The following is a 20,891-nucleotide window of genomic DNA, read 5'->3' as shown; positions in this document are numbered from 1 at the left end:
TATCGAAAAAAACTTAATTAATGAAAAAAATAGTATTTCTAATCGCTTTTCTTTTTATAATTTCTTGTGATAAAAAAGAAGAAAAATTAAAATTAGAAACAGGAATTTCATATGAATTAGCCAAATATAGAAAACAACAAATTTCTGATGTTGTTTACAATCTACACTTTAAAATTCCCAAAGAAAAAGAAAAACCAATTTCATCAAGATTAGTAATCAATTTTATAACTCATAATTTAAAAAATGATGTTTTTTTAGATTTTAATGAAGAAAATAAAAAAATAAAAACTGTTAAGATAAATGGAGTAATTTCAGAAATTAATCATCAGAAAGAACATGTAATAATTGATCAAAAAAAACTAGATTTAGGTAAAAATTCAGTTGAAATCTTTTTTGATGCTGGAGAACAATCATTAAATAGAAATGATGAATTCTTATATACCTTACTAGTTCCAGATAGAGCAAGCACTTTGTTTCCTTGTTTTGATCAGCCAGATATAAAAGCCAAGTACAACTTACGAATTACGGCACCCAACGACTGGAAAGTATTATCAGGTGCATCTGAAAAAAGTGCAATAGAAATTGATGGTTTTATAGAACATACTTTTGCAACATCAGATTTAATGAGTACCTATTTATTCTCTTTTGTAGCCGGAAAATTTACAGAAGAAACTAAAAACCCTGGTGCTTTTGATATGCGTTTTTTATATAGAGAAAATAACAAAGAAAAGATTGATGAAAGTGTGGGAGAAGTGTATAAAATTCATCAAAATGCACTAGATTTCTTAGAAGAATATACAGATGTAAAATTTCCGTTTCAAAAAATGGATTTTGCTGCAATTCCGCCATTTCAATATGGAGGTATGGAGCATGTTGGTGCTATTCAATACAGACAATCATCTTTATTTTTAGACAAGAATGCAACTCAAAATAGAAAATTAAGTAGAGCAAAATTAATTGCTCACGAAACTTCTCACATGTGGTTTGGAGACTTGGTTACCATGCGTTGGTTTAACGATGTTTGGATGAAAGAAGTTTTTGCCAATTTTATGGCAGATAAAATTATAAATCCTGTTTATCCTGAGATTAATCATAGCTTAAGTTTTATGATGTCTCATTATCCAAGTGCGTATTCAGAAGACAGGACAAAAGGCACAAATGCTATTCGTCAACATTTAGATAATCTCAAAAATGCAGGTTCTTTATACGGAAGAATCATCTATAATAAAGCGCCTATTATGATGCGTCAGTTGGAGTATTTGTTAGGTGAAGATGCTTTTCAAGAAGGTATTCAAGAATACATTAAAACTTATCAAAATTCAAATGCAGATTGGAGTGAGTTGGTGACTATTTTTGATAAAAAATCAACAGGTGATATTAAAATTTGGAGTGATGTTTGGGTAAATTCATCAGGGCGACCTGTTTTTTATGAAGAAATAGAAACAAATGAAAAAGGGAATGTTACTAAGTTTGTCATTCATCAAAAAGCAGAAGACGGTTCTGGTAAAATTTGGACACAATCCTTCAAAATAAAATTGATAGACGAAAGAGGATACCAAAAAATTATCGGAATAAAAAATATGGGTAAATCTTTTGATATTACTGCTGCAACTAAAGATTTTAAACCAGGTCAAGTGTTGTATAATACAAACGGATTTGGTTATGGTGTTTTTCCAATTTATAAAGATAATATTAACACATATAAAGAAATTAAAAACGAGGTGTCAAGAGGATATCAATTCATCAATTTGTATGAAAACATGTTGATTGGAGAAGTTGATCCTTTGCAAACTTTTCAAGTTTTTTTAGAAGCAATACAATCTGAAAAAAACGAGTTGATTGTGAATTATTTGTCAGGAAGACTTCAGAATATATTTTGGACTTTTTTAAATAAAGAACCTCAAATAAAATTGCAAGATAAAATCAACATTGATTTATTTAAAATCTTAGAAAGTGAGTTACCTTCTAATATTAAAAAAACAATTTTCAGATTGTATCAATCAATAGCAATTTCAGATTTAGGAAAAGAAAGATTGTATCAAATATGGGCAAGAGAAAAATCTATAGTAAAATTATATCTAAACGAAAATGACTACACTTCTTTAGCAATGAAGTTGGCAGTTTTAAATCATCCTAAAGCGTCGGAAATTTTAGCAAAACAACAGGGAAGAATCTCTAATCCAGATAGATTAAAACGTTTTAAATGGTTATTACCTTCATTATCTTCTGATGAAAGTGAAAGAGATGTTTTTATGAAATCGCTTTTACAAAAAGAAAACAGAGCAAATGAGTCTTGGGTTCAAACAGCATTAAATAATATACATCATCCTTTAAGACAAAATTCGTCTGTAAAGCATTTAAAATCAATTTTAGAAAAACTAGAGGAAGTGCAATTAACAGGAGATATTTTCTTTCCAAAAGGTTGGCTAGCGAGTTCCATAGGAAACTATTCGTCAAAAGAAGCGTTTAGTATCGTACAAGACTTTTTAGAACAAAACCCAGATTATAAAAAGAGTTTGTTGCAAAAGTTACATCAAACCACAGACGATTTAGTTAGAGCACAAAAAATAAAAAATTAGATATGAATTTATCCAATGTTCAGTCCTCAGAAATCAAAAACCTAGATTTGTTAGCAAAACAAGTGGTAGAAGGTTTTATTACAGGAATGCATAAAAGTCCATTTCATGGTTTTTCAGTTGAATTTTCAGAGCATAAACTCTATAATAAGGGAGAAAGTACACGTCATATCGATTGGAAATTATTTGCAAAAACTGAAAAATTATATACCAAAAAGTACGAAGAAGAAACCAATTTACGATGTCATATTATTATTGATAATTCAGCATCTATGCATTATCCAATTGTAAAAAAACAAACTTTAGATAGTTTAAATAAAGTTGGTTTTTCTGCAGTTGCAGCTGCTGCAATGATAGAGTTGCTCAAGCGTCAAAGAGATGCAGTGGGTTTAAGTATTTACGCAGATACTTACGAATATTATGCACCAGAAAAAGGAAGTGAGCGTCATCGAAAAATGTTATTGCACCAATTGGAAAAATTGTTAGTTTCTTCTTCTAAAGCAACTACAGAAACGTATCAATATTTGCATGAAATAGCAGAGAAGATTCATAGACGTTCTTTAATTTTCTTATTTACGGATATGTTTCAGACCACAAAAGAAAATACAGAACTTTTTGAAGCTTTACGTCATTTAAAATACAATAAACATGAGGTGGTTTTGTTTCATACTTATGATGCAAAAACTGAATTTGAATTTAATTATGACAATTCTCCTAAAAAATTTGTTGATGTAGAAACTGGGTCTGAAATTAATGTATATGCTGAAAACATTCAGCAAAAGTATAAGGAGATGATTTCTGATTATTTTAAAGAATTGAAAAATAAATGTTTACAATATCAGATAGATTATATTCCTGTAGATATTAAAAATGGTTATCAAGAAATTTTGACATCTTATTTGGTAAGTCGAAAAAAAATTAAATAAATTTCAATTTTATATTTGCTTATCTAAAAATCTGTATTATATTTGCATCCGCTATAAGCAACGGTCTGGTAGTTCAGCTGGTTAGAATACCTGCCTGTCACGCAGGGGGTCGCGGGTTCGAGTCCCGTCCAGACCGCTTAAAAAATCCTTAACAGTCTAATTATTAGAAAGTTAAGGATTTTTTGTTTTTAAGAGTGGCAACATAAATGGCAACATAAAGTCAAAAACTTACTTTTAAGTCTCTAATTTCTCATTTTTTAGTATTTAATTAATTAATAAAAATTAATTTTTAATTCTATCTTTTATTTAAAGTAGATTTTTAGTTAACTGAATTAAACTAATTTGATTATTCAATTTTTTTCAAGATTTGTCATTCTTTTTTAACGTGCGAAAAACAATTAATAATTTTCTTTTTAGCGTTTCTAAATCAAATCTGATTTTTAAAATATAGAAGTGTTTTTATAACGGTAAAAAGGGGTTAATAAGGAGTAGGGGTAATTATAGAATTGTATATGTTTTAACCAGTATAATAAGTAGTTAATTCATATACATTTTTAAATCATTAATGATTTGTATTGATGTTCTATTAAAGTGCTTATTTGGTGGTGGGTGTTTGCTCCATATTCTAAAGACAAAGTTTGTAGTAATTTCTTTTGTCTGGTTCTTTCTACACTGGTTAAGTTTAACCAATAGTTTTGATTTTGATATTCCAAAGATTTGCTTTTATAAAGTGGTCTTAATTGGCTTTTGTCAATCGTAAAATCATAAAGCAATACTTTGCTCCATTTGTCTAAAAGAATGGCTAAAAGTTGATGGTGGAGGTCTTTATTTTTTAAGTCTTCAAGGGTGTATAAACCTATTTTATTTAAGTCTATCATTTTTTTATATTTTAACTCTACTCTTAAAATATTATCTGGTCTATTAAAATGTTTGCCTTTGTTGTAAACTTTAACCCAATAGCGTTGATGTTTGGTAACTTTATAATCAAAATGATAGGGTTTTAAGAACTCTTTTTGGTTATGGATAAGTAAGTTGTTGGTTATGTTAGTAACGTTGTAAGGTAGCTTTAAATTAATCCCAAATTCTATATTTTGTAATCTAAATTGATACAATTCTATCTCTAATAAATTGGCAACCTCATCTAGTGTATTTATTAAGTTGGTAAATGTAAAATTGTTGTAATTGTGGATGCCATCATTATAGAAATAATGGATGCTACCAGTTAAAATAACAATCTTATTTTTAATGATAGTAATTGTTAAATTTTTATACTCCAGTATCAATCTTGAACATTCGCCATAGTCATCTTCTTTGTATGTTACACTTTGCTTAAAACGTTTATCACTAATTAATTTAGGTATGTCAACATTAAACAATCTAGCTTTTATAAAGTCAACTGGCATTATTGACTTAATTTATTGTCAATAGCTTGTCTGGTGTATAAAACTCTATTACCAATGTAAAGAGGCTCTAAAATTCCGTTTTTGCTCCAATTGTCTAAAGTACCAATTGAGACTCCTAAAAGTTTACTGGTTTCTTTTTTGCTTAAATATTCTGTTTTGGTGGTGGGTTGTAAATGGTTTAAAAGTATTTCAAACTTACTATCAAAAATGTCATTTACTAACGTCGTTAACTCTTCTGGTGTTACTTGTATTAATCTCATATCAAACGTATTTTTTATTGTTTGATACAAATAATGTGAGGGTCTAAAAAGGGGTCGTATAATTTTGACCCCTTTGTTATAATTCTATCTTATTTCGATACAAAAAGTCTTTTACTTCTGCTTTGTCTTTTTCTGTAATACCTTTCTTATAAGAGTTGCAAATTAGTTTTTTGGCATTATCTGGACTAATACCCATTATAGATGCTAATACCTTGTATTTTGAACCTTGAATGTCTGTTTTTAGTTGGTGTATGGAAGTTTCTAAGCCTAGTAGTTTAAAAAGGTAAAATCGTTGTAATAGATTAAATTTAGGTATATCTTTTATTGATAAATCTGGGGTTTCTATAATTTTAGTTTCCTTTTTAACTTCTACTGTTTTGTTTTCTATTTTTGGTTTAGGACTATAAAAATTTCTATTTTGTTCTGCTTTCTTTTTGAAAATCTCATTAAATAGTGGTCTATTCTCTAGTATTATTTCCCAAGCCTTATAAAATAAACCTCCTTTATATCCATCGTCATATATGTCTTTTTTGGTTATTTGATAGAATTGTGAATGATAATAGCTTTCTTCTAAATCCTCTATTATTTTGCGAATAGTAATCTCGTTTTTAGAAAGAAAAGTAGTCGAAATTACTCCATAAGGTTGAGGTTCTTTGTGTGCTATAATATCGTAAATTTTAGATATTAATTTTCTGTTTCTATCAATATTTTTAGGTATATGGGGTCTAAGTGGGTTTTTGTAGCTGAAATAACTTTCACGAAACCCTTTGCCATACTCTTTTAAAATCTCAATTACAGTTTTATCATTTAATACCTTATAATTTTCATCTACTATCCTATGATTTTTATAATTGTCTCTAAAAGTGTCAAGGTATCTATCTAAAATATAAAACTCAATATCATCAAATTTAAGAGGTTCTAAAAAAGGTTTAATAAAATCATAAGTACCATAATATTTACCAAGTTTATGAAAAGAACTTTCTATTTCTGGAGTAAAATATTTTCTTGAATACTCGTCATAGATTTTGTTTAAATCCTTTATTGATTCTTTCATAACTTTTTAATCATTAATTTTTAAAAGTTCATTAGTATCTGGGAGGGGGGTTACACCTCTTCAATATCAATTTTATCAATTTCTTGCATTATTCTATGGGTTTCAGATAGGGCAACAATTATTTTTTGATAGTGTAAAATATCTTCAAAAGTTAACTCTCTGCCTTTTCTATCTTTTAACCATTTTTGTGCAGGTTGATACCCTCCAATATAGTACTCCCAAGCTACTAAAGGCACGTTATTAAAATATTGATTATCATTTATCCAAACTTTGCCTAAAGTATCTGAAATAGGCTCGTAACCAATATCGGTTTTGGTTAATTTTCTGGTAATTATATTGTCTCCAGTTTCTGGGTAACTGGTTATGTAATTTTCTACGGTTTCACTTTCTAGTAAATGGACTTCTCTAATTTCTTTGCCTAATTTTACCAACTGCCAAAAAGTAGTTTGGTTTTTTGGATAAGGTACTCTAGGAAAATCTATCTTTAAAAATTCTTTGTATTTATCTCTATATGTTGGGCTGTGCAATACTGCATAGATATAGTCTAAAATATCTATTGGAGCAAAGGTGTTTGGGGTTTGCTCTTTCTCATTTGTAAAGGTTAAATCTAATTGTTTACTAATTTCGCTTACTATCTCTAAGTTGAGGTTTGGTATTCTTTCTGGGGTGTCTTCTGTGGTTTGTTGGTTGGTTTTTTCTGGGTAAAGGTATAAAGGAAAAACGCAACCTGTTCCAAATAGTTTTGCACTTGCTGTAAAATTTCCTTCGATTATTTTATTTGTTATAAAATTATGCCTGTATGTTTGAGTTGTTTGTCTAGGTATTATTAAACCAATATTTGGTTGTAATAAATGTTGCATAACTTCAAATCTTGAACGTCCAATAAAACCTCCAGATTTCTTTGTTATAATTGTTTCTCTTACATCAAAAGGGCGATAGTTTATTTTAGTCTTTTGAAATGTATCTTTTAAAATACTTTCTTTTGCCTTTAAAAAAGTCCATCCACTAGAATCTTTTTTTTCTGGATAAGTTGCTTTTAAGTTTTCTACAGTTTCATTTTGAAAATCACTTATAATGTTTTGTAATTGCTTTTCTTGAAATTGGATAGCTAAAGCGTCGCATTTGGTTTCGACTCCATTTGAATTTAGGTTAAGTAAATAATTAATTTTCAGTCCTTTATTGTATTTTTCTTCTGCTTCAAAATCTTTAGGTACAAAAAAGTAGTAAGGCTTTTTATTTTCTAGTTTTTCCCATTTAATCGTTTTAGGTTTTAAGTTGTTTAACTCTTCATATTTAGAATTTCTCTTACCAAATAATTCAGAATGAAAAATTTGTCCTAGTTCTTTCTTCTTTTTTATACCAGTTTTTACAAAGATGTTTATAGAAACTCCTTGCATAATATCAAATACATTTTGGTCTGCACTTCCATCTGGTGCAGTTTCTTTTTTCTTTGCGTTTCCGTGTAAATCTAAAATATAAACCTTATCAAAAGTTTCTAAAATGTTTTTACGCATTTGCCTATGCGTTATACCATCAATAAAACTATTATTAGAAATATAGGCTAAAATTCCAGTTCCGTTTTTCTCTATATAATGTTGTCCATAACGTATAAATTTAATGTAATCGTCGTCTAAATTTATTTTACGTTCATTGAGGTTTTTCTTATAATCAACTAAAAGATTTTGTATCCAGTCGCCTTTATTTGTACTGCTAACTGCATAAGGAGGGTTTCCAATAATACACATAACTGGTGTATCTCTTTTAATATGGTTTGCCTCGTTTGCTTCACTACTTAACCAATTGGCAAATAGTGTGCCTGTGTCTGGGTGGTACTCTTCTAAACTATTGGTTAAATATATTTTTGTACGTTGGTTTCTGGTGGCTTTAAAGCCTGTTTCTTTTAATAGTAAATCTATTTGTAAGTGTGCCATTGCATAAGATGCCATTAACAACTCAAAACCGTTTAAACGAGGTAACAAGTTGTTTTCTGCATAACTGCTCCAAATACCCTCTTGTCCTTTAAATTTTTTATGTACGTGTTTTATAACCTCTGCTAAAAATGTTCCTGTGCCTGTGGCTGGGTCTAGTATTTGTACTTTATGAAATTCTTTGTCAACCTCTTTATATCCGCTTTTAAAATTCTTATTTGGTATGTCTGTTTTTACTCTTACTTTAGTTTTAGAACTATCTGCCAAACCCTGTGGTAAATTAAACTCGGTTTTTAAAATATCGTCAACCGCTCTTACTATAAAATTAACAACTGGAGCAGGGGTGTACCATACTCCTCTGGCTTTTCTAAGTTTAGGGTCGTATTCTGCTAAAAAGGTTTCGTAAAAATGTATAATAGGGTCTTCCATCTTTGTAGATTTCCCGTAATTTTTTAAAATCTCTTCTACGTTACAAGCCAAAAAGATTTCTGCTAAATTGTCTACTATCCATTTAATACGGTCATCTATGTCTGCACCTGCTATGTAACCAAATAACTTTCTTAAAAAAGGGTTCGATTTTGGTATTAATTCTGATGCCTCTTGTCTGGTAAATGTATCTAAAGTAGGGTCGTGCAAACGTGCTGCAAATAAGCCATAAGCTATGGTTTGAGCGTAAACATCTGCAAAACCTTTGGGAGTGATGTCGTGAATTAATATCTCTTTAAAAGCCATCATTTGCTCTCTAAGTGTACTATTCTCTAGGTTTTCTACATCACTATTTAAAGCCTTTTCTATAACGTCTGATAATAAACGAGCTTTACCCGCCATCATTTCTGCCAAACGTTTAGAACTCTTTATGGTTTGCCCTATATGGGTGGCAAAATCTTTAATTAAATTGGTAAACGTTGCAAAGTTTTGGGGTAGTGGTTTTATTTGATTTTCTAAAACCTCTGCAATAGCTATTTTGGTAATAAATTCGCCATCTTGATAAATATGAAAATCGATATAATCTGTAAAAATAAGATTGGTTAAACTGGCTTTGTATCTGGTAAACTGTTCTTTGTTTCCTGTTTTCTTTTTACCCTCTAAATCTTTGTCGCCAATGTCTTTGGCTTCAATAAAACCAATAGGAATATCTTTTTTAGTTAAAATATAATCTGGTGCGCCACATTTCTGCCTTTTGGGTTCGTTGGTGGCTCTTACTTCTGGTAATAGTGTTTCTAATAATTGTTGTAAGTCTCCTCTAAAGGTGTGTTCTGTGGCATTGCCTAACGTATAACGTTGGTTGAGGTTGTCTAGGTAGCTTTCTATTGTCATTTAATCTTTTTCTTTTGTAGCTTAAAAATACAAAAGTAAAACAGATAACCTATGTTTTAGACTACTTTTAAATCTGACTTTGGTTTAAAAAAGTTGCTTTCTGCAATCTTTATGGCTCTTTCATCTTTAGAGACTTTAATATAATTTAAAAAGGTCTTCTCTGACTGATGTCCGCTAATTGCCATAATGTCTAAAGTATTCATTCCAGATAAATAAGCATTTGTACAAAAAGAACGTCTAGCAGTATGATTTTTAATCATTTTGTATTTTGGCTTTGTGGTTGTAGTTACTTTGCCTCCTATGGTTTTTTTTGTGGTTATTAACTCGTTTATTTTTGCTTTACCTCCAATAATTTCTAAACAATCATTAATTTTTTGATTAGGCATTTTGTTTGGTGGATTTCCATCTCTTTTTTTAAGAATTTTTTCTACTTCTGGGTGTATTGGAATAGGTAAATAGGTATTTGTTTTTTGTTGATATAATCTTAAAACTCTTACTCCTTTATGTTCGTGAATATTGTCTTTAGTTAAACCGTTAAAATCTGAAACTCTTAAACCAGTATATGCACCTATAATAAATAAGTCTCTGGCATTGTCTAGTTGTTCGTTTTCTGATAAGTCTAGTTTTATAATATCTTTAAGTTCTTTTTCGTTGAGGTAAATTTGTTCTGATTTTTCAGTAGGTTTTACAAAATGTTTCGATTTGTAAGATAGGTTTATGTTTACGCCTCTTTCTGTGGCTTCATTCATAAATACTTTAATCACTTTAAAATATTTGCCTATAGTATTTAAAGCATAGTCTTTGTCTTCTAAGTAATCTTTAAAAGCATAGTAAAAATCTAAGTTGATGGTATTAAAAGTAATTTTATACTTTTCTTTAGTTTCAAAGTCTTTAATATGGTCTAATACCGTTTTATAATCTTGAATAGTTCTATTAGAAATAGGTTTACCAGTTTTTTCTATAATCCTGCCTTTAGACTGATTTTTAAAACGTTCTAAAAATGGATAAAAAGAGTTGTCTACTTTTTTTTCAATAGTTGATTTGTTTTGATATTTTTTAATTTCTTCTTTGAGGGTGGTTTTAATAGTATCGTTTTTTAGTTTTTTGGCTTTTAGTTCGTCTATAGTGTCTAATACAAAACTTTCAAATTCTCTAAGCCATTTGTTTACCTCTTTTCTTTTTTTAGATACCTCTGCAATTTTTCTAATTTCCTGTTTTTCTTCATTCCAATACTTAGGATTGATGCTAAAAGAAGTACCTCCTCTTAGTCTATTACCTCTGCTAATGCTTATATAATAGGTTATAGGTGTTTCTTTTATAGATGTAAGGTCTTTTAATTTAAAATTGATAGTTGCCATCCGTTTTGGTTTTTAAGTCTATGTAAATGTACTTTATTTTGCAATAAGTGGCAACATAAGTGGCAACATATTTTATGTATGTTTGTGTAGGATTGTTTTTTATTGTTTGTTATGTGTTGATTTTATTGCCTTTAAGACTTGTTGTAGTTGGAATACTGAATAATTGGAAATAATATTTGTAGTCCCGTCCAGACCGCAAAAAGCATCTCATTTGAGATGCTTTTTTTGTTTTGTATTTTTTAAATTCATTTACTTTTTTAATTTTAAGCTAAAATATATATGTATATATTTGAAACATAACAATTAACTAACTAACAATTATGACAGCAGGATTTGGTATGTGGGACTACGTAGTATTTATAGCTTACGCCATATTAATTTTAGGTGTAGGTCTATGGGTCTCAAGAGATAAAAAAGGGCATCAAAAAAATGCAGAAGATTATTTTTTAGCAAGTAAATCTTTGCCATGGTGGGCAATAGGTACTTCATTAATTGCAGCAAATATTTCAGCAGAACAATTTATAGGAATGTCTGGTTCAGGTTTTGCACTTGGTATTGCAATTGCCTCTTATGAGTGGATGGCTGCACTAACTTTAATTATTGTAGGTAAGTACTTTTTACCTATCTTCATTGAAAAAGGGTTATATACCATTCCAGAATTTGTTGAAAAACGTTTTTCGACAAACTTAAAAACAATTTTGGCTGTTTTTTGGTTAGCACTATACATCTTTGTAAACCTTGCTTCTGTATTGTATTTGGGAGGTTTGGCTATTGAAACTATTATGGGAATAGATATGATATATGCCATTATAGGTTTAGCATTATTTGCTGCAGCATATTCGCTTTATGGAGGATTATCTGCAGTTGCTTGGACAGATGTTATTCAGGTTGTATTTTTAGTTTTAGGTGGATTGATAACAACTTATTTAGCATTAAACACCGTTTCAGGAGGTGAAGGAATGTTAGCAGGATTTTCTAAGGTTTGGGAGGCTGCACCAGAAAAATTCCATATGATTTTAGAAGAGACGAATGACAACTATGTTAATTTACCTGGTATTTGGGTTTTAGTTGGAGGATTATGGGTAGCGAATTTATATTACTGGGGATTCAACCAATATATTATTCAAAGAACATTGGCTGCTAAATCATTAAAAGAATCTCAAAAAGGTATTTTATTAGCTGCATTTTTAAAATTAATTATTCCGTTAATAGTTGTGGTTCCAGGAATTGCTGCTTATGTTATGGTAAATGATCCAGCAATTATGGCAAATTTGGGTGAAGTAGGTGTGTTAAATACACCATCAGTAGCACAAGCTGATAAAGCCTACCCTTGGTTATTACAGTTTTTACCAACAGGACTTAAAGGTGTTGCTTTTGCTGCGTTAGCAGCAGCAGTAGTATCTTCTTTAGCTTCAATGTTAAATTCAACATCTACTATTTTTACAATGGATATCTACAAACAATATATTAATAAAAATGCAAGTGATAAAACAACTGTAAATGTTGGTAGAATCTCTGCTGCAGTTGCTTTAATTACAGCAGTTGTAGTAGCTCCTTTATTAGGGGGTATAGACCAGGCATTTCAATTTATACAAGAGTATACAGGTATTGTGAGTCCTGGTATTTTAGCAGTTTTCTTATTAGGTTTATTTTGGAAAAAAACAACAAATAATGCTGCAATTTGGGGAGCAATATTATCAATACCAATTGCCTTTGCGTTAAAATTAATTCCTATCCCAGTTTTTGAACCTTGGATGCATCAAATGGGAATAACAACTGTACTTACTTTAATTATTATCATGATTATGAGTAATATTCAAAATAAAGGAGCTAATGACGAAAAAGGAATTGAAATTTCTAAAAATTTATTTAAAACCACACCATTATTTAATATTGGCTCTATTGTTGTTTGTATTTTGTTAGCCGTATTGTATTCTTTGTTTTGGTAAACAGTAAGTTTTATCAAAAAAAAAAGCCCAATTTAGTTGGGCTTTTTTTTACTTTCTTCTTAATTGAATCACTTCAAATTCATCACTTTTTTCAGCATTATCAAACAAGTATTGAGCTTCTTTAGGTGGAATTGTTAGCTTTCTTTTAGATAAATCTATCCAAGCTCCATATACTTTTACGGTTGCAGATAATTTACCTGCTTCATTAAAAATTCGATGTTCTATTTTCCAACGCTCATTATTTTCTGATAAACCCAATAATTTAAAATCAACAGTGATGGTTTCTCCTAAATGAATTTCTTTTCTAAAAGATGTTTCTTCGGTAAATAAAATTGGACCAATATTATGTGCAGTGAATTTTTCTATAGAAAAGTTCTGATCTCTAAAAAAACGTACTCTAACTTCTGCTGCATAATCATTATAGGCAGTATGACGCATATGTCTGTTAGGGTCAAAATCTGACCATTTTGTATTAAAAGCTACTTTAAAACTCATGTTTTTAAATTAAAAATACCTGATGAATTTTAAAAAGGAAATTCATCAGGTATTAATTGTTATTTATTACTTGTTAATTTTTTACGATTTCGTTTTTGTTTTTCAATTTTAATTCACTCAGCACATTTAATGCTTCAGAAACATAAACATCTTTAGATAAGTTTTTATGCCATGCAACTCTTTTGTCTTTTAAAACAGGATCTTTCTCAAAAAGAGAAAACTCATATTTTGGTGAAATAAATTCTAAATTAGATTTATAATCAAAAACAGATTTAAATTTCTTAGAAACTTTTTCTTGTTCTTTTTTTTCTGCTGTAAATTTCTTGAAGTTTAAAGAATAAGAAGTATCATCTTGATTTTCTTTTAACCATTTGGCGTATTCATTAATCAGTTTAAATTTTGGATCTGTACTAATTCTTTGTTTGCTGTTAAAAATTACATCAGCAAAATTAGCGTAAGAATTTGTTTGTACGTAGTTAGCTTGTTTTACTTTGTCCCAAATCAATGCTCCGTTTAAATCTCTTTCTCCAAATTTCATATAACTATATCTGCTAGGAATTGCAATATCAGAATAGACGCCTTCAATTTGAGTTGAGCCACCATTAATTCTGTAAAATTTCTGAATGGTCATTTTTAGTGCGCCTAGATTCTTTTGGTATTTGGTAAACTGATTGATGGGTAAAACACTTTGTACAGTTCCTTTTCCGTAAGTTTGGTTACCACCAATAATTACAGCTCTTTTATAGTCTTGCATTGCAGCTGCAAAAATTTCTGAAGCAGAAGCAGAAAATTCATTTACTAAAACCACAACAGCTCCATCCCACTGAATTTTTGGATCGATGTCTTTTTTTACAATCGGGTTTTCTCCTCTATATTTTATTTGTACAATTGGGCCTTTATCAATAAATAAACCACTAATTTCAATGGCTGTTTTTAAGGAACCACCTCCATTATTTCTAAGGTCAATAATTAATCCAGAAACACCTTCGCTCTTCAACCTCTCAATTTCTTTCTCCATATCTTTTGCAGAGTCTCTATAATTCTGGTCATCAAAACTGATATAAAATTTAGGTAAATCTATAATGGCATATTTTTTTCCGTCTTTTTTAACGATACTAGATTTTACAAAAGTTTCTTCTAACTCTACAACATCTCTAATGATAGAAATAATTTTTGTAGATCCGTCTAATTTTTTCTTAACAGTTAATCGTACTTCAGTTCCTTTTTTCCCTTTAATAAACTTAATGGCATCGTCTAAACGCATTCCAACAATATCTAAAGGTTCTTTATCTCCTTGTGCAACTTCTAAAATGATGTCACCAGCTTCTAGGTCTCCTTGTTTCCAAGCAGGACCACCAGAAACCAACTCAAACACATGGGTGTAAATTCCTTTTTTCTGTAAACGCGCTCCAATTCCTTCTAACTTTCCAGACATGTCTTGGTCAAAACGCTCTTTTATTCTTGGAGCCATATAAGTTGTATGTGGATCAAAAGCACCAACAACACTGTTTAAAAATGTAGAAAACCAATCTTCATGCTCTAGTTCTTCTATTCTTAAATAGAGTTCATCCATATTTTTCAAAACTTCTGCTCTTGCTTCTTTTTCTAATTGAGCAAAAGTTTTTATTTTATACTTTTTATCTTTCTTTTTAGTTGCTTTTTCTTTTTCTATTTTGTCTTGAATACGGATTAATGTACTCAATTTCATTTGCTTTCTCCAGTAGTCAATCAATTGATTTTCGTTTTTTGCAAATGGTACTTTATCATAATCTACATCTATAGTTTCATTTTTTTTGTAGTTAAAAGGTGATGCTAATAAATCTCCATAATACAACTTTGCATTTTTAATTTTTTCTGTAAATCTGCTATATACTAAATTGTAAAAACTTACGTCTTCTTTTAGCAATTGGTTGTCTATTTGGAATTTGTACTTAGAAAACTCTTTTAAATCTTTTTGGGTAAAGTATCTTTTGTTTGGATCTAAACCATTTATAAATTCTTCAAAAACATATTCAGAAAAATCATCATTCATATCTTTGACTACAAAATGACTTCTGGTTAATATATTTCTTAAAATGTAGATGAGTACTTTGTCTTTTTCTGGATCAGAATTTGTTTTTTCAAAAGTATTTGCTTGAATTTGAAAACTGTTAACTAACAGTAATGTTGATAATGCTACTAAGGTAATTCTTAATTTCGTCTTCATAAATCTTCAGTCGTGATTTTTATTTTTAATTACAAGTTCTGCTTTGCTAATCTACTAAAATAATGCCAAAGTTTATAATGCAATCATTGCCATCATCATGTAATTATAGATGTGTCTAAATTACAAAAGTTTGTTCTTTATAAAATGTTAAAAAGAAAATCGTATAAAATCAATTACATTTGTAATAAAATTTAAAAATATGCAAGACAAACCTTTAATTTTGGTGACTAATGATGATGGTATTACTGCACCTGGACTAAGAGCTTTGATACGAATTATGAATAAAATTGGAGAAGTTGTGGTTGTGGCTCCTGATAGTCCACAAAGTGGAATGGGACATGCTATTACTGTTGATAATGTTTTAACTTGCAATCCTATTACTATTGATGAAGGTCCTCAGCTAGAGTATACTTGTTCTGGAACTCCTGCAGATTGCGTAAAAATGGCCGTGAATAATATCTTAAATAGAAAACCAGATTTATGTGTTTCTGGAATTAATCACGGATCAAATTCATCAATAAATGTGATTTATTCTGGAACAATGAGTGCTGCTATTGAAGCTGGTATTGAAGGGATTCCTGCAATCGGATTTTCATTGTTAGACTTTAAATGGCATGCAGACTTTAAACCATCTGAAGAATATGTAAAAAATATTACTTTAAATGCGTTGTTAAACGGAATTCCAGAAGGTGTTGTATTGAATGTAAATATCCCAGATTTAAAAAAGGAAGAAATAAAAGGCGTAAAGGTTTGCAGACAAGCTAACGGATACTGGAGAGAAGATTTTGATAAACGTAAAAGTCCGTTTGGCAAAGAGTATTATTGGCTTTCTGGAGAGTTTATAAATAAAGATAAAGGTCAAGATACAGATGTATATGCCTTAGAAAATGGATATGTTTCTGTGGTTCCTGTTCAATTTGATATGACTGCACATCATATGATTCAAAAATTAAATTCTTGGGAATTATAAAAAAAGATGTTTTCATAGGTGTTTTAGTTGCTTTTTTTGCAACCTTTGGAGGATTGTTTCTCTACCTAGAGTATTTTTCTAGATTTGGTTTTGATGAAACATTGACAATGATTCAAGAAGGAAAATTATATGGAAAAGTGTTGTCTATTGCAGCAATTCCTAATTTATTTGTTTTTTTTATTTTTATCAAAAAGAAACAAGACCTTAGAGCAAAAGGAGTATTATTAGCTACTATTTTAATTGCACTAACCACTTTTATCCTAAAGTTTATTTGATATGAAATATTACATTATTGCAGGAGAGGCTTCAGGAGATTTACACGGATCAAATTTGATGAAAGCATTGTACAAAGAAGATGCAAAAGCTGACATTCGTTTTTGGGGTGGAGATTTAATGAAAAGTGTTGGTGGTTCTTTGGTAAGTCATTACAAAGAAAGAGCGTTTATGGGCTTTTTTGAGGTAATACTAAACCTTAGAAAAGTAATGATTTTCATTAAGTTTTGTAAGAAAGATATTGAGCAATTTAATCCAGATGTAATTGTTTTTATAGACAATTCAGGTTTTAATTTACGTATTGCAAAATGGGCAAAAAAGAAAGGATTTAGAACCAATTATTATATTTCGCCACAAGTTTGGGCAAGTAGAGCAAGTAGGGTAAAAGGGATTAAAAGAGACATCGATAAAATGTTTGTGATCCTTCCTTTTGAAAAAGATTTTTATAAAAAGTTCGATTATGAAGTTGAGTTTGTTGGTCATCCTTTAATTGATGGAATTGCCGGTAGAAAACAAACAGACATTCATCAGTTTAGAAAAGATCACCAACTTAATAATAAACCTATTATTGCTTTATTACCAGGTAGTAGGAAACAAGAAATTACTAAAATGTTGTTGGTAATGTTATCTTTGATTGATGATTTTCCTGAATATCAATTTGTTATTGCTGGTGCCCCAAGTCAAGATTTTAATTTCTATCAAAAAATTATTGGAAAGAAGCAAGTAAATTTTATCAATAATAAAACTTACGATTTATTAAGTGTTTCTTATGCTGCTTTAGTGGCATCTGGAACAGCAACTTTAGAAACAGCATTATTTAAAGTTCCTCAAGTGGTTTGTTATAAAGGAGGAAGTGTTTCTTATCAAATTGCAAAAAGAATCATTACTTTAAAATACATTTCTTTGGTGAATTTAATTATGGATAAAGAAGTTGTGAAAGAATTAATTCAGTATGATTTTAACCAAAGAAACCTCAAGAAAGAACTAACTAAAATCTTAGACGAAAAACATCGAGAAAAACTGTTTTTAGATTATTTTGAGTTAGAGAAAAAATTAGGAGGTAAAGGTGCCTCAGAGAAAGTAGCAAAACAAATTATAGCACAGTTAACATAAATCGTTTGAAAAAAATTGTTTTTTTGTGGGTTGTCTTTTCATTGTTGATGAGTTCTTGTTCATCATCTAAAAAAGCAGTGAATATCAATAAAAAACCCGCTTCAAAAGTAGATAGAATTGTAGCTAATGCAATGCAATATAAGGGCGTTCGTTATAGATTTGGAGGTACTACAAAAAGAGGAATGGATTGTTCTGGTGTAGTCTATGTAGCTTACGGTAGTCAGAATGTTTTATTGCCAAGAGTTTCTAGAGATATGGCTAAAAGAGGTAGAAAAATCTCTTTACGCAAAGTTAAAAAGGGTGATTTGGTTTTTTTTAGAACTAGCAAAAGTAGAAGAGGTATCAATCATGTAGGTTTGGTTGTTTCTCACAAAAAAGGAGTTATTCGTTTTATACATTCCACTTCTTCTAGAGGTGTAATTGTCTCTTCATTATCAGAAAAATACTGGAAAAAAGCTTTTGTAAAAGCAACGACAATTTTATAGCAGATTATTTTCAATTTTTTTAGTAACTTTATCTTGCTATGAAAAGGTTATTGAATTATTTACCCTTGCACTTTGTCGTGCTTGGAGTTTCTGGAATTTGTTTCCAGTTTTTCACTCAGTTTTGGAAATATGGTTTTCTAAATCTATTTCTTGTACTTACCTTTTCACTACTTTTCTTTCTTATAAAAAATAGAGTTGTAATCACTATTACATGTTTGTGGTTGTTCTTTTTTACTGGAATTTCTTCTGTTTATATTTCTGATGACAGAAATTATGATGACTATTATAAGAATCATTTTAAAGAACAATTATCAGTAGTATTACAAATTCATAAAATTTTAAAACCTGGTAATTATTATCAGAAATACCAAGCAAATGTAATCTCTGTAGATGATAAAGATACTAGAGGAACCATTCTTTTAAATGTATTGAAAGATAGTTTGTCTAACCTTTTAAAAGTGGATGACAAAATAATACTAAAACCTACCTTTAAGAAATTAATCCCACCTCTAAATCCACATCAATTTGATTATAGGTCATATTTAGCAAAACAAGGAATACACCATCAGGTTTTTATAGAGAAAAATCAGTTTTTTAAAAAAGAAACACAACAATCAAGTTTATACGGATGGTCTGCAAAATTGAGAGCTGAAATTCAGAAATCATTAGCTAATTATAACTTTAAAAAAGATGAATTAGCAGTGATTAATGCATTGCTATTAGGACAAAGACAAGATATTTCTAAATCTCTAATTAGTGATTATCAAAATGCAGGAGCAATTCATATTTTGGCAGTTTCAGGTTTACACGTTGGTGTTATTTTGTTGATACTGTCTTTTGTTTTTAAACCACTAGAAAAATTAAAAAATGGTAAGGTCTTAAAAACTGTTATTATCGTTTTGTTATTGTGGGTTTTTGCTTTTATTGCAGGTTTGTCAGCTTCTGTTGTAAGAGCAGTAACGATGTTTTCATTTGTTGCTTTTGGCATGTCTTTTAGACGTAAAAATATTGTAGAATTTTCATTTATTTCATCACTATTTTTCTTGTTGTTGATTAAGCCAATGTTCTTATTTGATGTTGGTTTTCAACTCAGTTATTTGGCTGTTTTTGGTATTTTGTGGACACAATCAAAACTCTATTCTATTTGGAAACCTAAATACAGAATAATCGATTTCTTTTGGAAATTATTTACAGTTTCTATTGCTGCGCAAGTTGGAATTTTTCCTTTAAGCATTTATTATTTCCAACAGTTTCCAGGATTGTTTTTAGCATCCAACTTGATAATTATTCCGTTTTTAGGAGCAATTTTAATTGGCGGAATTTTAGTAATTGTATCATCACTTTGTAGTTTATTGCCACAAATTATTGCTGATGTATATGGAGCAATTATTTCTTTAATGAACAGTTTTGTAAGTTGGATTTCTCATCAAGAAGATTTTCTCTTTAAAGATATTTCAATCTCACTTTGCATGATGTTGCTATGGTATATAGCACTTTTTACATTGATTTATTTACTAATCAAAAAAACAGGAAAACAGTTAATATTGTTTTTAATAGCTGTAGTTTTTGTACAATCACTTTTTTTGGTTGAGAAGAATAGAACTCAGAACCAAAAAGAATTTATTGTTTTTAATAAAAGTAGACATAGCTTACTAGGAGAGAGAAGAGGAGAAAAACTATTTGTACATCACAACTTAGATAGCTTACAATTTTTGAGAGATAATACTATAAAATCTTATCGAATTTCTGAAGATATTCAGGAAGTAAAAAAGATAAATTTTAGAAATATAAAGCAATTTTCTAATCACACTATTTTATTAGTAGACAGTTTAGGTGTTTATAAAATTAGAAATCTTAAAAAGCCAATTGTAATTTTACAATACTCACCAAAAATTAATTTAGAAAGATTGATAAAAAGCACTCAACCCACACAAATAATTGCTGATGGATCTAATTATAAAAGTTATGTAATTCGTTGGGAAAAGACTAGTTTAGAATATCAAATTCCTTTTCATTATACAGGACAACAAGGTGCATTTGTTTTAAAAGAACAATCTATAAATTAGATTTAAAATTTTTATCAAAATCTTCCCAATTTTTAGTTTTGTAAACTTCTTTAGAAAAATAAACCAAAACCTTTTCCATAATTTTTTTGTCTAAATAACCAGGTATTCTGTCTAATATTTTTTCATTTTTAGATAAAAAAATAGTAGTAGGGTAAGATAATTTTCCATTCATTAAAGCAGCTGGTAATTGATGATAACCACGTCTACCTTCTTTTTGAAATTTAAAAGTATACTCATTAAAAACAATATCATTTTTTTCTTCACCGTCTAATTTTACAGCGTAGAAATTATCATTGATATACTCAGAAATAGTTTTATTCGAGTAGGTATTTAAATCCATTTTCTTACAGTAACCACACCAATCTGTATATACATCTATTAAAATAGGTTTCGGTGTTTCTTTATTCAATTCAATCGCTTTTTCAAAAGAAAGCCATTTTACGTTCTCTTGAGCAGATAAGTTAATGCTAAAACAAACTAAGGTAAAAAGTATAACTATTTTTTTCATATTT

General features: G+C 29.4%; 16 protein-coding genes and 1 tRNA gene. 9 read left to right on the top strand and 8 right to left on the bottom strand.

Annotated elements, in window-relative coordinates:
• Positions 1-20 precede the first annotated feature (20 nt).
• The 3 genes from FP421_RS06175 to FP421_RS06165 all read left to right on the top strand — a co-directional run bounded on the left by FP421_RS06175 (position 21) and on the right by FP421_RS06165 (position 3,638).
• Positions 21-2,579: a M1 family metallopeptidase gene (locus FP421_RS06175; RefSeq protein ID WP_159948674.1), complete on the top strand. Its 2,559-nt coding sequence runs from the start codon at positions 21-23 to the stop codon at positions 2,577-2,579.
• 2 nt (positions 2,580-2,581) lie between these two features.
• Complete coding sequence (locus FP421_RS06170) at positions 2,582-3,502, top strand: DUF58 domain-containing protein (RefSeq protein ID WP_159948672.1); 921 nt, start codon at positions 2,582-2,584, stop codon at positions 3,500-3,502.
• Between the two features lie 62 nt (positions 3,503-3,564).
• Positions 3,565-3,638: transfer RNA gene (locus FP421_RS06165), tRNA-Asp, on the top strand.
• Positions 3,639-4,056: 418 nt separating this feature from the next.
• On the opposite strand, the gene FP421_RS06160 is transcribed toward FP421_RS06165, so the two are convergent.
• The 5 genes from FP421_RS06160 to FP421_RS06140 all read right to left on the bottom strand — a co-directional run bounded on the left by FP421_RS06160 (position 4,057) and on the right by FP421_RS06140 (position 10,822).
• The gene (locus FP421_RS06160) at positions 4,057-4,905 is read right to left on the bottom strand and encodes a hypothetical protein (protein ID WP_159948670.1); all 849 of its coding nucleotides are present in this window, start codon (positions 4,903-4,905) and stop codon (positions 4,057-4,059) included.
• A complete protein-coding gene (locus tag FP421_RS06155) occupies positions 4,905-5,165 on the bottom strand; it encodes a helix-turn-helix domain-containing protein (protein WP_159948668.1) in 261 nt (86 codons plus the stop codon). Before FP421_RS06155 ends, FP421_RS06160 begins: the two co-directional genes overlap by 1 nt.
• A 76-nt stretch (positions 5,166-5,241) precedes the next feature.
• Entirely contained in the window at positions 5,242-6,219 is a 978-nt protein-coding gene (locus FP421_RS06150) for a hypothetical protein (RefSeq protein WP_159948666.1), read from the bottom strand.
• 50 nt (positions 6,220-6,269) lie between these two features.
• Positions 6,270-9,464, bottom strand: a complete 3,195-nt coding sequence (locus FP421_RS06145) for a type ISP restriction/modification enzyme (RefSeq protein WP_159948664.1) — start codon at positions 9,462-9,464, stop codon at positions 6,270-6,272.
• 56 nt (positions 9,465-9,520) lie between these two features.
• A complete protein-coding gene (locus tag FP421_RS06140) occupies positions 9,521-10,822 on the bottom strand; it encodes a tyrosine-type recombinase/integrase (RefSeq protein ID WP_159948662.1) in 1,302 nt (433 codons plus the stop codon).
• Between the two features lie 320 nt (positions 10,823-11,142).
• Between FP421_RS06140 and FP421_RS06135 the strand changes: the two genes are divergently transcribed.
• Positions 11,143-12,771, top strand: a complete 1,629-nt coding sequence (locus tag FP421_RS06135; protein WP_159948660.1) for a sodium/sugar symporter — start codon at positions 11,143-11,145, stop codon at positions 12,769-12,771.
• Between the two features lie 48 nt (positions 12,772-12,819).
• Here the strand turns inward: FP421_RS06135 and FP421_RS06130 are convergent, their stop codons facing one another.
• Together FP421_RS06130 and FP421_RS06125 are read right to left on the bottom strand one after the other, a co-directional pair.
• Positions 12,820-13,266 (bottom strand): thioesterase family protein, encoded by a 447-nt coding sequence (locus tag FP421_RS06130; protein ID WP_159948658.1) that lies wholly within the window; start codon positions 13,264-13,266, stop codon positions 12,820-12,822.
• Between the two features lie 73 nt (positions 13,267-13,339).
• On the bottom strand, positions 13,340-15,472 hold the full coding sequence (locus tag FP421_RS06125; RefSeq protein WP_159948656.1) for a carboxy terminal-processing peptidase: 2,133 nt from the start codon (positions 15,470-15,472) through the stop codon (positions 13,340-13,342).
• Between the two features lie 199 nt (positions 15,473-15,671).
• On the opposite strand from FP421_RS06125, the gene surE reads away from it, so the two are divergent.
• From surE to FP421_RS06100, 5 genes are read left to right on the top strand one after another with little or no spacing between them, the layout of a single operon-like run.
• Positions 15,672-16,442: a 5'/3'-nucleotidase SurE gene (surE, locus tag FP421_RS06120; protein ID WP_159948654.1), complete on the top strand. Its 771-nt coding sequence runs from the start codon at positions 15,672-15,674 to the stop codon at positions 16,440-16,442.
• Entirely contained in the window at positions 16,430-16,717 is a 288-nt protein-coding gene (locus tag FP421_RS06115; RefSeq protein ID WP_159948652.1) for a hypothetical protein, read from the top strand. The genes surE and FP421_RS06115 overlap by 13 nt, the downstream gene beginning before the upstream one ends.
• Position 16,718: 1 nt before the next feature.
• Positions 16,719-17,828: a lipid-A-disaccharide synthase gene (lpxB, locus tag FP421_RS06110; RefSeq protein WP_159948650.1), complete on the top strand. Its 1,110-nt coding sequence runs from the start codon at positions 16,719-16,721 to the stop codon at positions 17,826-17,828.
• Positions 17,829-17,833: 5 nt separating this feature from the next.
• Positions 17,834-18,313 carry a C40 family peptidase gene (locus tag FP421_RS06105; RefSeq protein WP_236548057.1) on the top strand — a complete coding sequence of 160 codons (480 nt, stop codon included), beginning with the start codon at positions 17,834-17,836 and terminating at the stop codon, positions 18,311-18,313.
• Between the two features lie 38 nt (positions 18,314-18,351).
• Positions 18,352-20,379, top strand: coding sequence for a ComEC/Rec2 family competence protein (locus tag FP421_RS06100; protein WP_159948648.1), 2,028 nt, complete (start codon positions 18,352-18,354; stop codon positions 20,377-20,379).
• On the opposite strand, the gene FP421_RS06095 is transcribed toward FP421_RS06100, so the two are convergent.
• Entirely contained in the window at positions 20,369-20,887 is a 519-nt protein-coding gene (locus tag FP421_RS06095; RefSeq protein WP_159948646.1) for a thioredoxin family protein, read from the bottom strand. The two genes, FP421_RS06100 and FP421_RS06095, sit on opposite strands and share 11 nt — an antisense overlap.
• Positions 20,888-20,891: the final 4 nt, after the last annotated feature.

Source organism: Polaribacter septentrionalilitoris (genome assembly GCF_009832745.1).
In the GTDB taxonomy this organism is placed as follows: domain Bacteria; phylum Bacteroidota; class Bacteroidia; order Flavobacteriales; family Flavobacteriaceae; genus Polaribacter; species Polaribacter septentrionalilitoris.
The sequence above is the reverse complement of the archived record's forward strand: the minus strand, read 5'-3'. Positions and strand labels throughout refer to the sequence as shown.

Coding starts and splice junctions, on each gene's coding strand:
- FP421_RS06160 (WP_159948670.1), bottom strand. CDS start 4,905: ATGCCAGTTGACTTTATAAAAGCTAGATTGTTTAATGTTGACATACCT.
- FP421_RS06145 (WP_159948664.1), bottom strand. CDS start 9,464: ATGACAATAGAAAGCTACCTAGACAACCTCAACCAACGTTATACGTTA.
- FP421_RS06100 (WP_159948648.1), top strand. CDS start 18,352: ATGAAAAGGTTATTGAATTATTTACCCTTGCACTTTGTCGTGCTTGGA.
- FP421_RS06175 (WP_159948674.1), top strand. CDS start 21: ATGAAAAAAATAGTATTTCTAATCGCTTTTCTTTTTATAATTTCTTGT.
- FP421_RS06135 (WP_159948660.1), top strand. CDS start 11,143: ATGACAGCAGGATTTGGTATGTGGGACTACGTAGTATTTATAGCTTAC.
- FP421_RS06155 (WP_159948668.1), bottom strand. CDS start 5,165: ATGAGATTAATACAAGTAACACCAGAAGAGTTAACGACGTTAGTAAAT.
- FP421_RS06170 (WP_159948672.1), top strand. CDS start 2,582: ATGAATTTATCCAATGTTCAGTCCTCAGAAATCAAAAACCTAGATTTG.
- lpxB (WP_159948650.1), top strand. CDS start 16,719: ATGAAATATTACATTATTGCAGGAGAGGCTTCAGGAGATTTACACGGA.
- FP421_RS06095 (WP_159948646.1), bottom strand. CDS start 20,887: ATGAAAAAAATAGTTATACTTTTTACCTTAGTTTGTTTTAGCATTAAC.
- FP421_RS06125 (WP_159948656.1), bottom strand. CDS start 15,472: ATGAAGACGAAATTAAGAATTACCTTAGTAGCATTATCAACATTACTG.
- surE (WP_159948654.1), top strand. CDS start 15,672: ATGCAAGACAAACCTTTAATTTTGGTGACTAATGATGATGGTATTACT.
- FP421_RS06150 (WP_159948666.1), bottom strand. CDS start 6,219: ATGAAAGAATCAATAAAGGATTTAAACAAAATCTATGACGAGTATTCA.
- FP421_RS06130 (WP_159948658.1), bottom strand. CDS start 13,266: ATGAGTTTTAAAGTAGCTTTTAATACAAAATGGTCAGATTTTGACCCT.
- FP421_RS06140 (WP_159948662.1), bottom strand. CDS start 10,822: ATGGCAACTATCAATTTTAAATTAAAAGACCTTACATCTATAAAAGAA.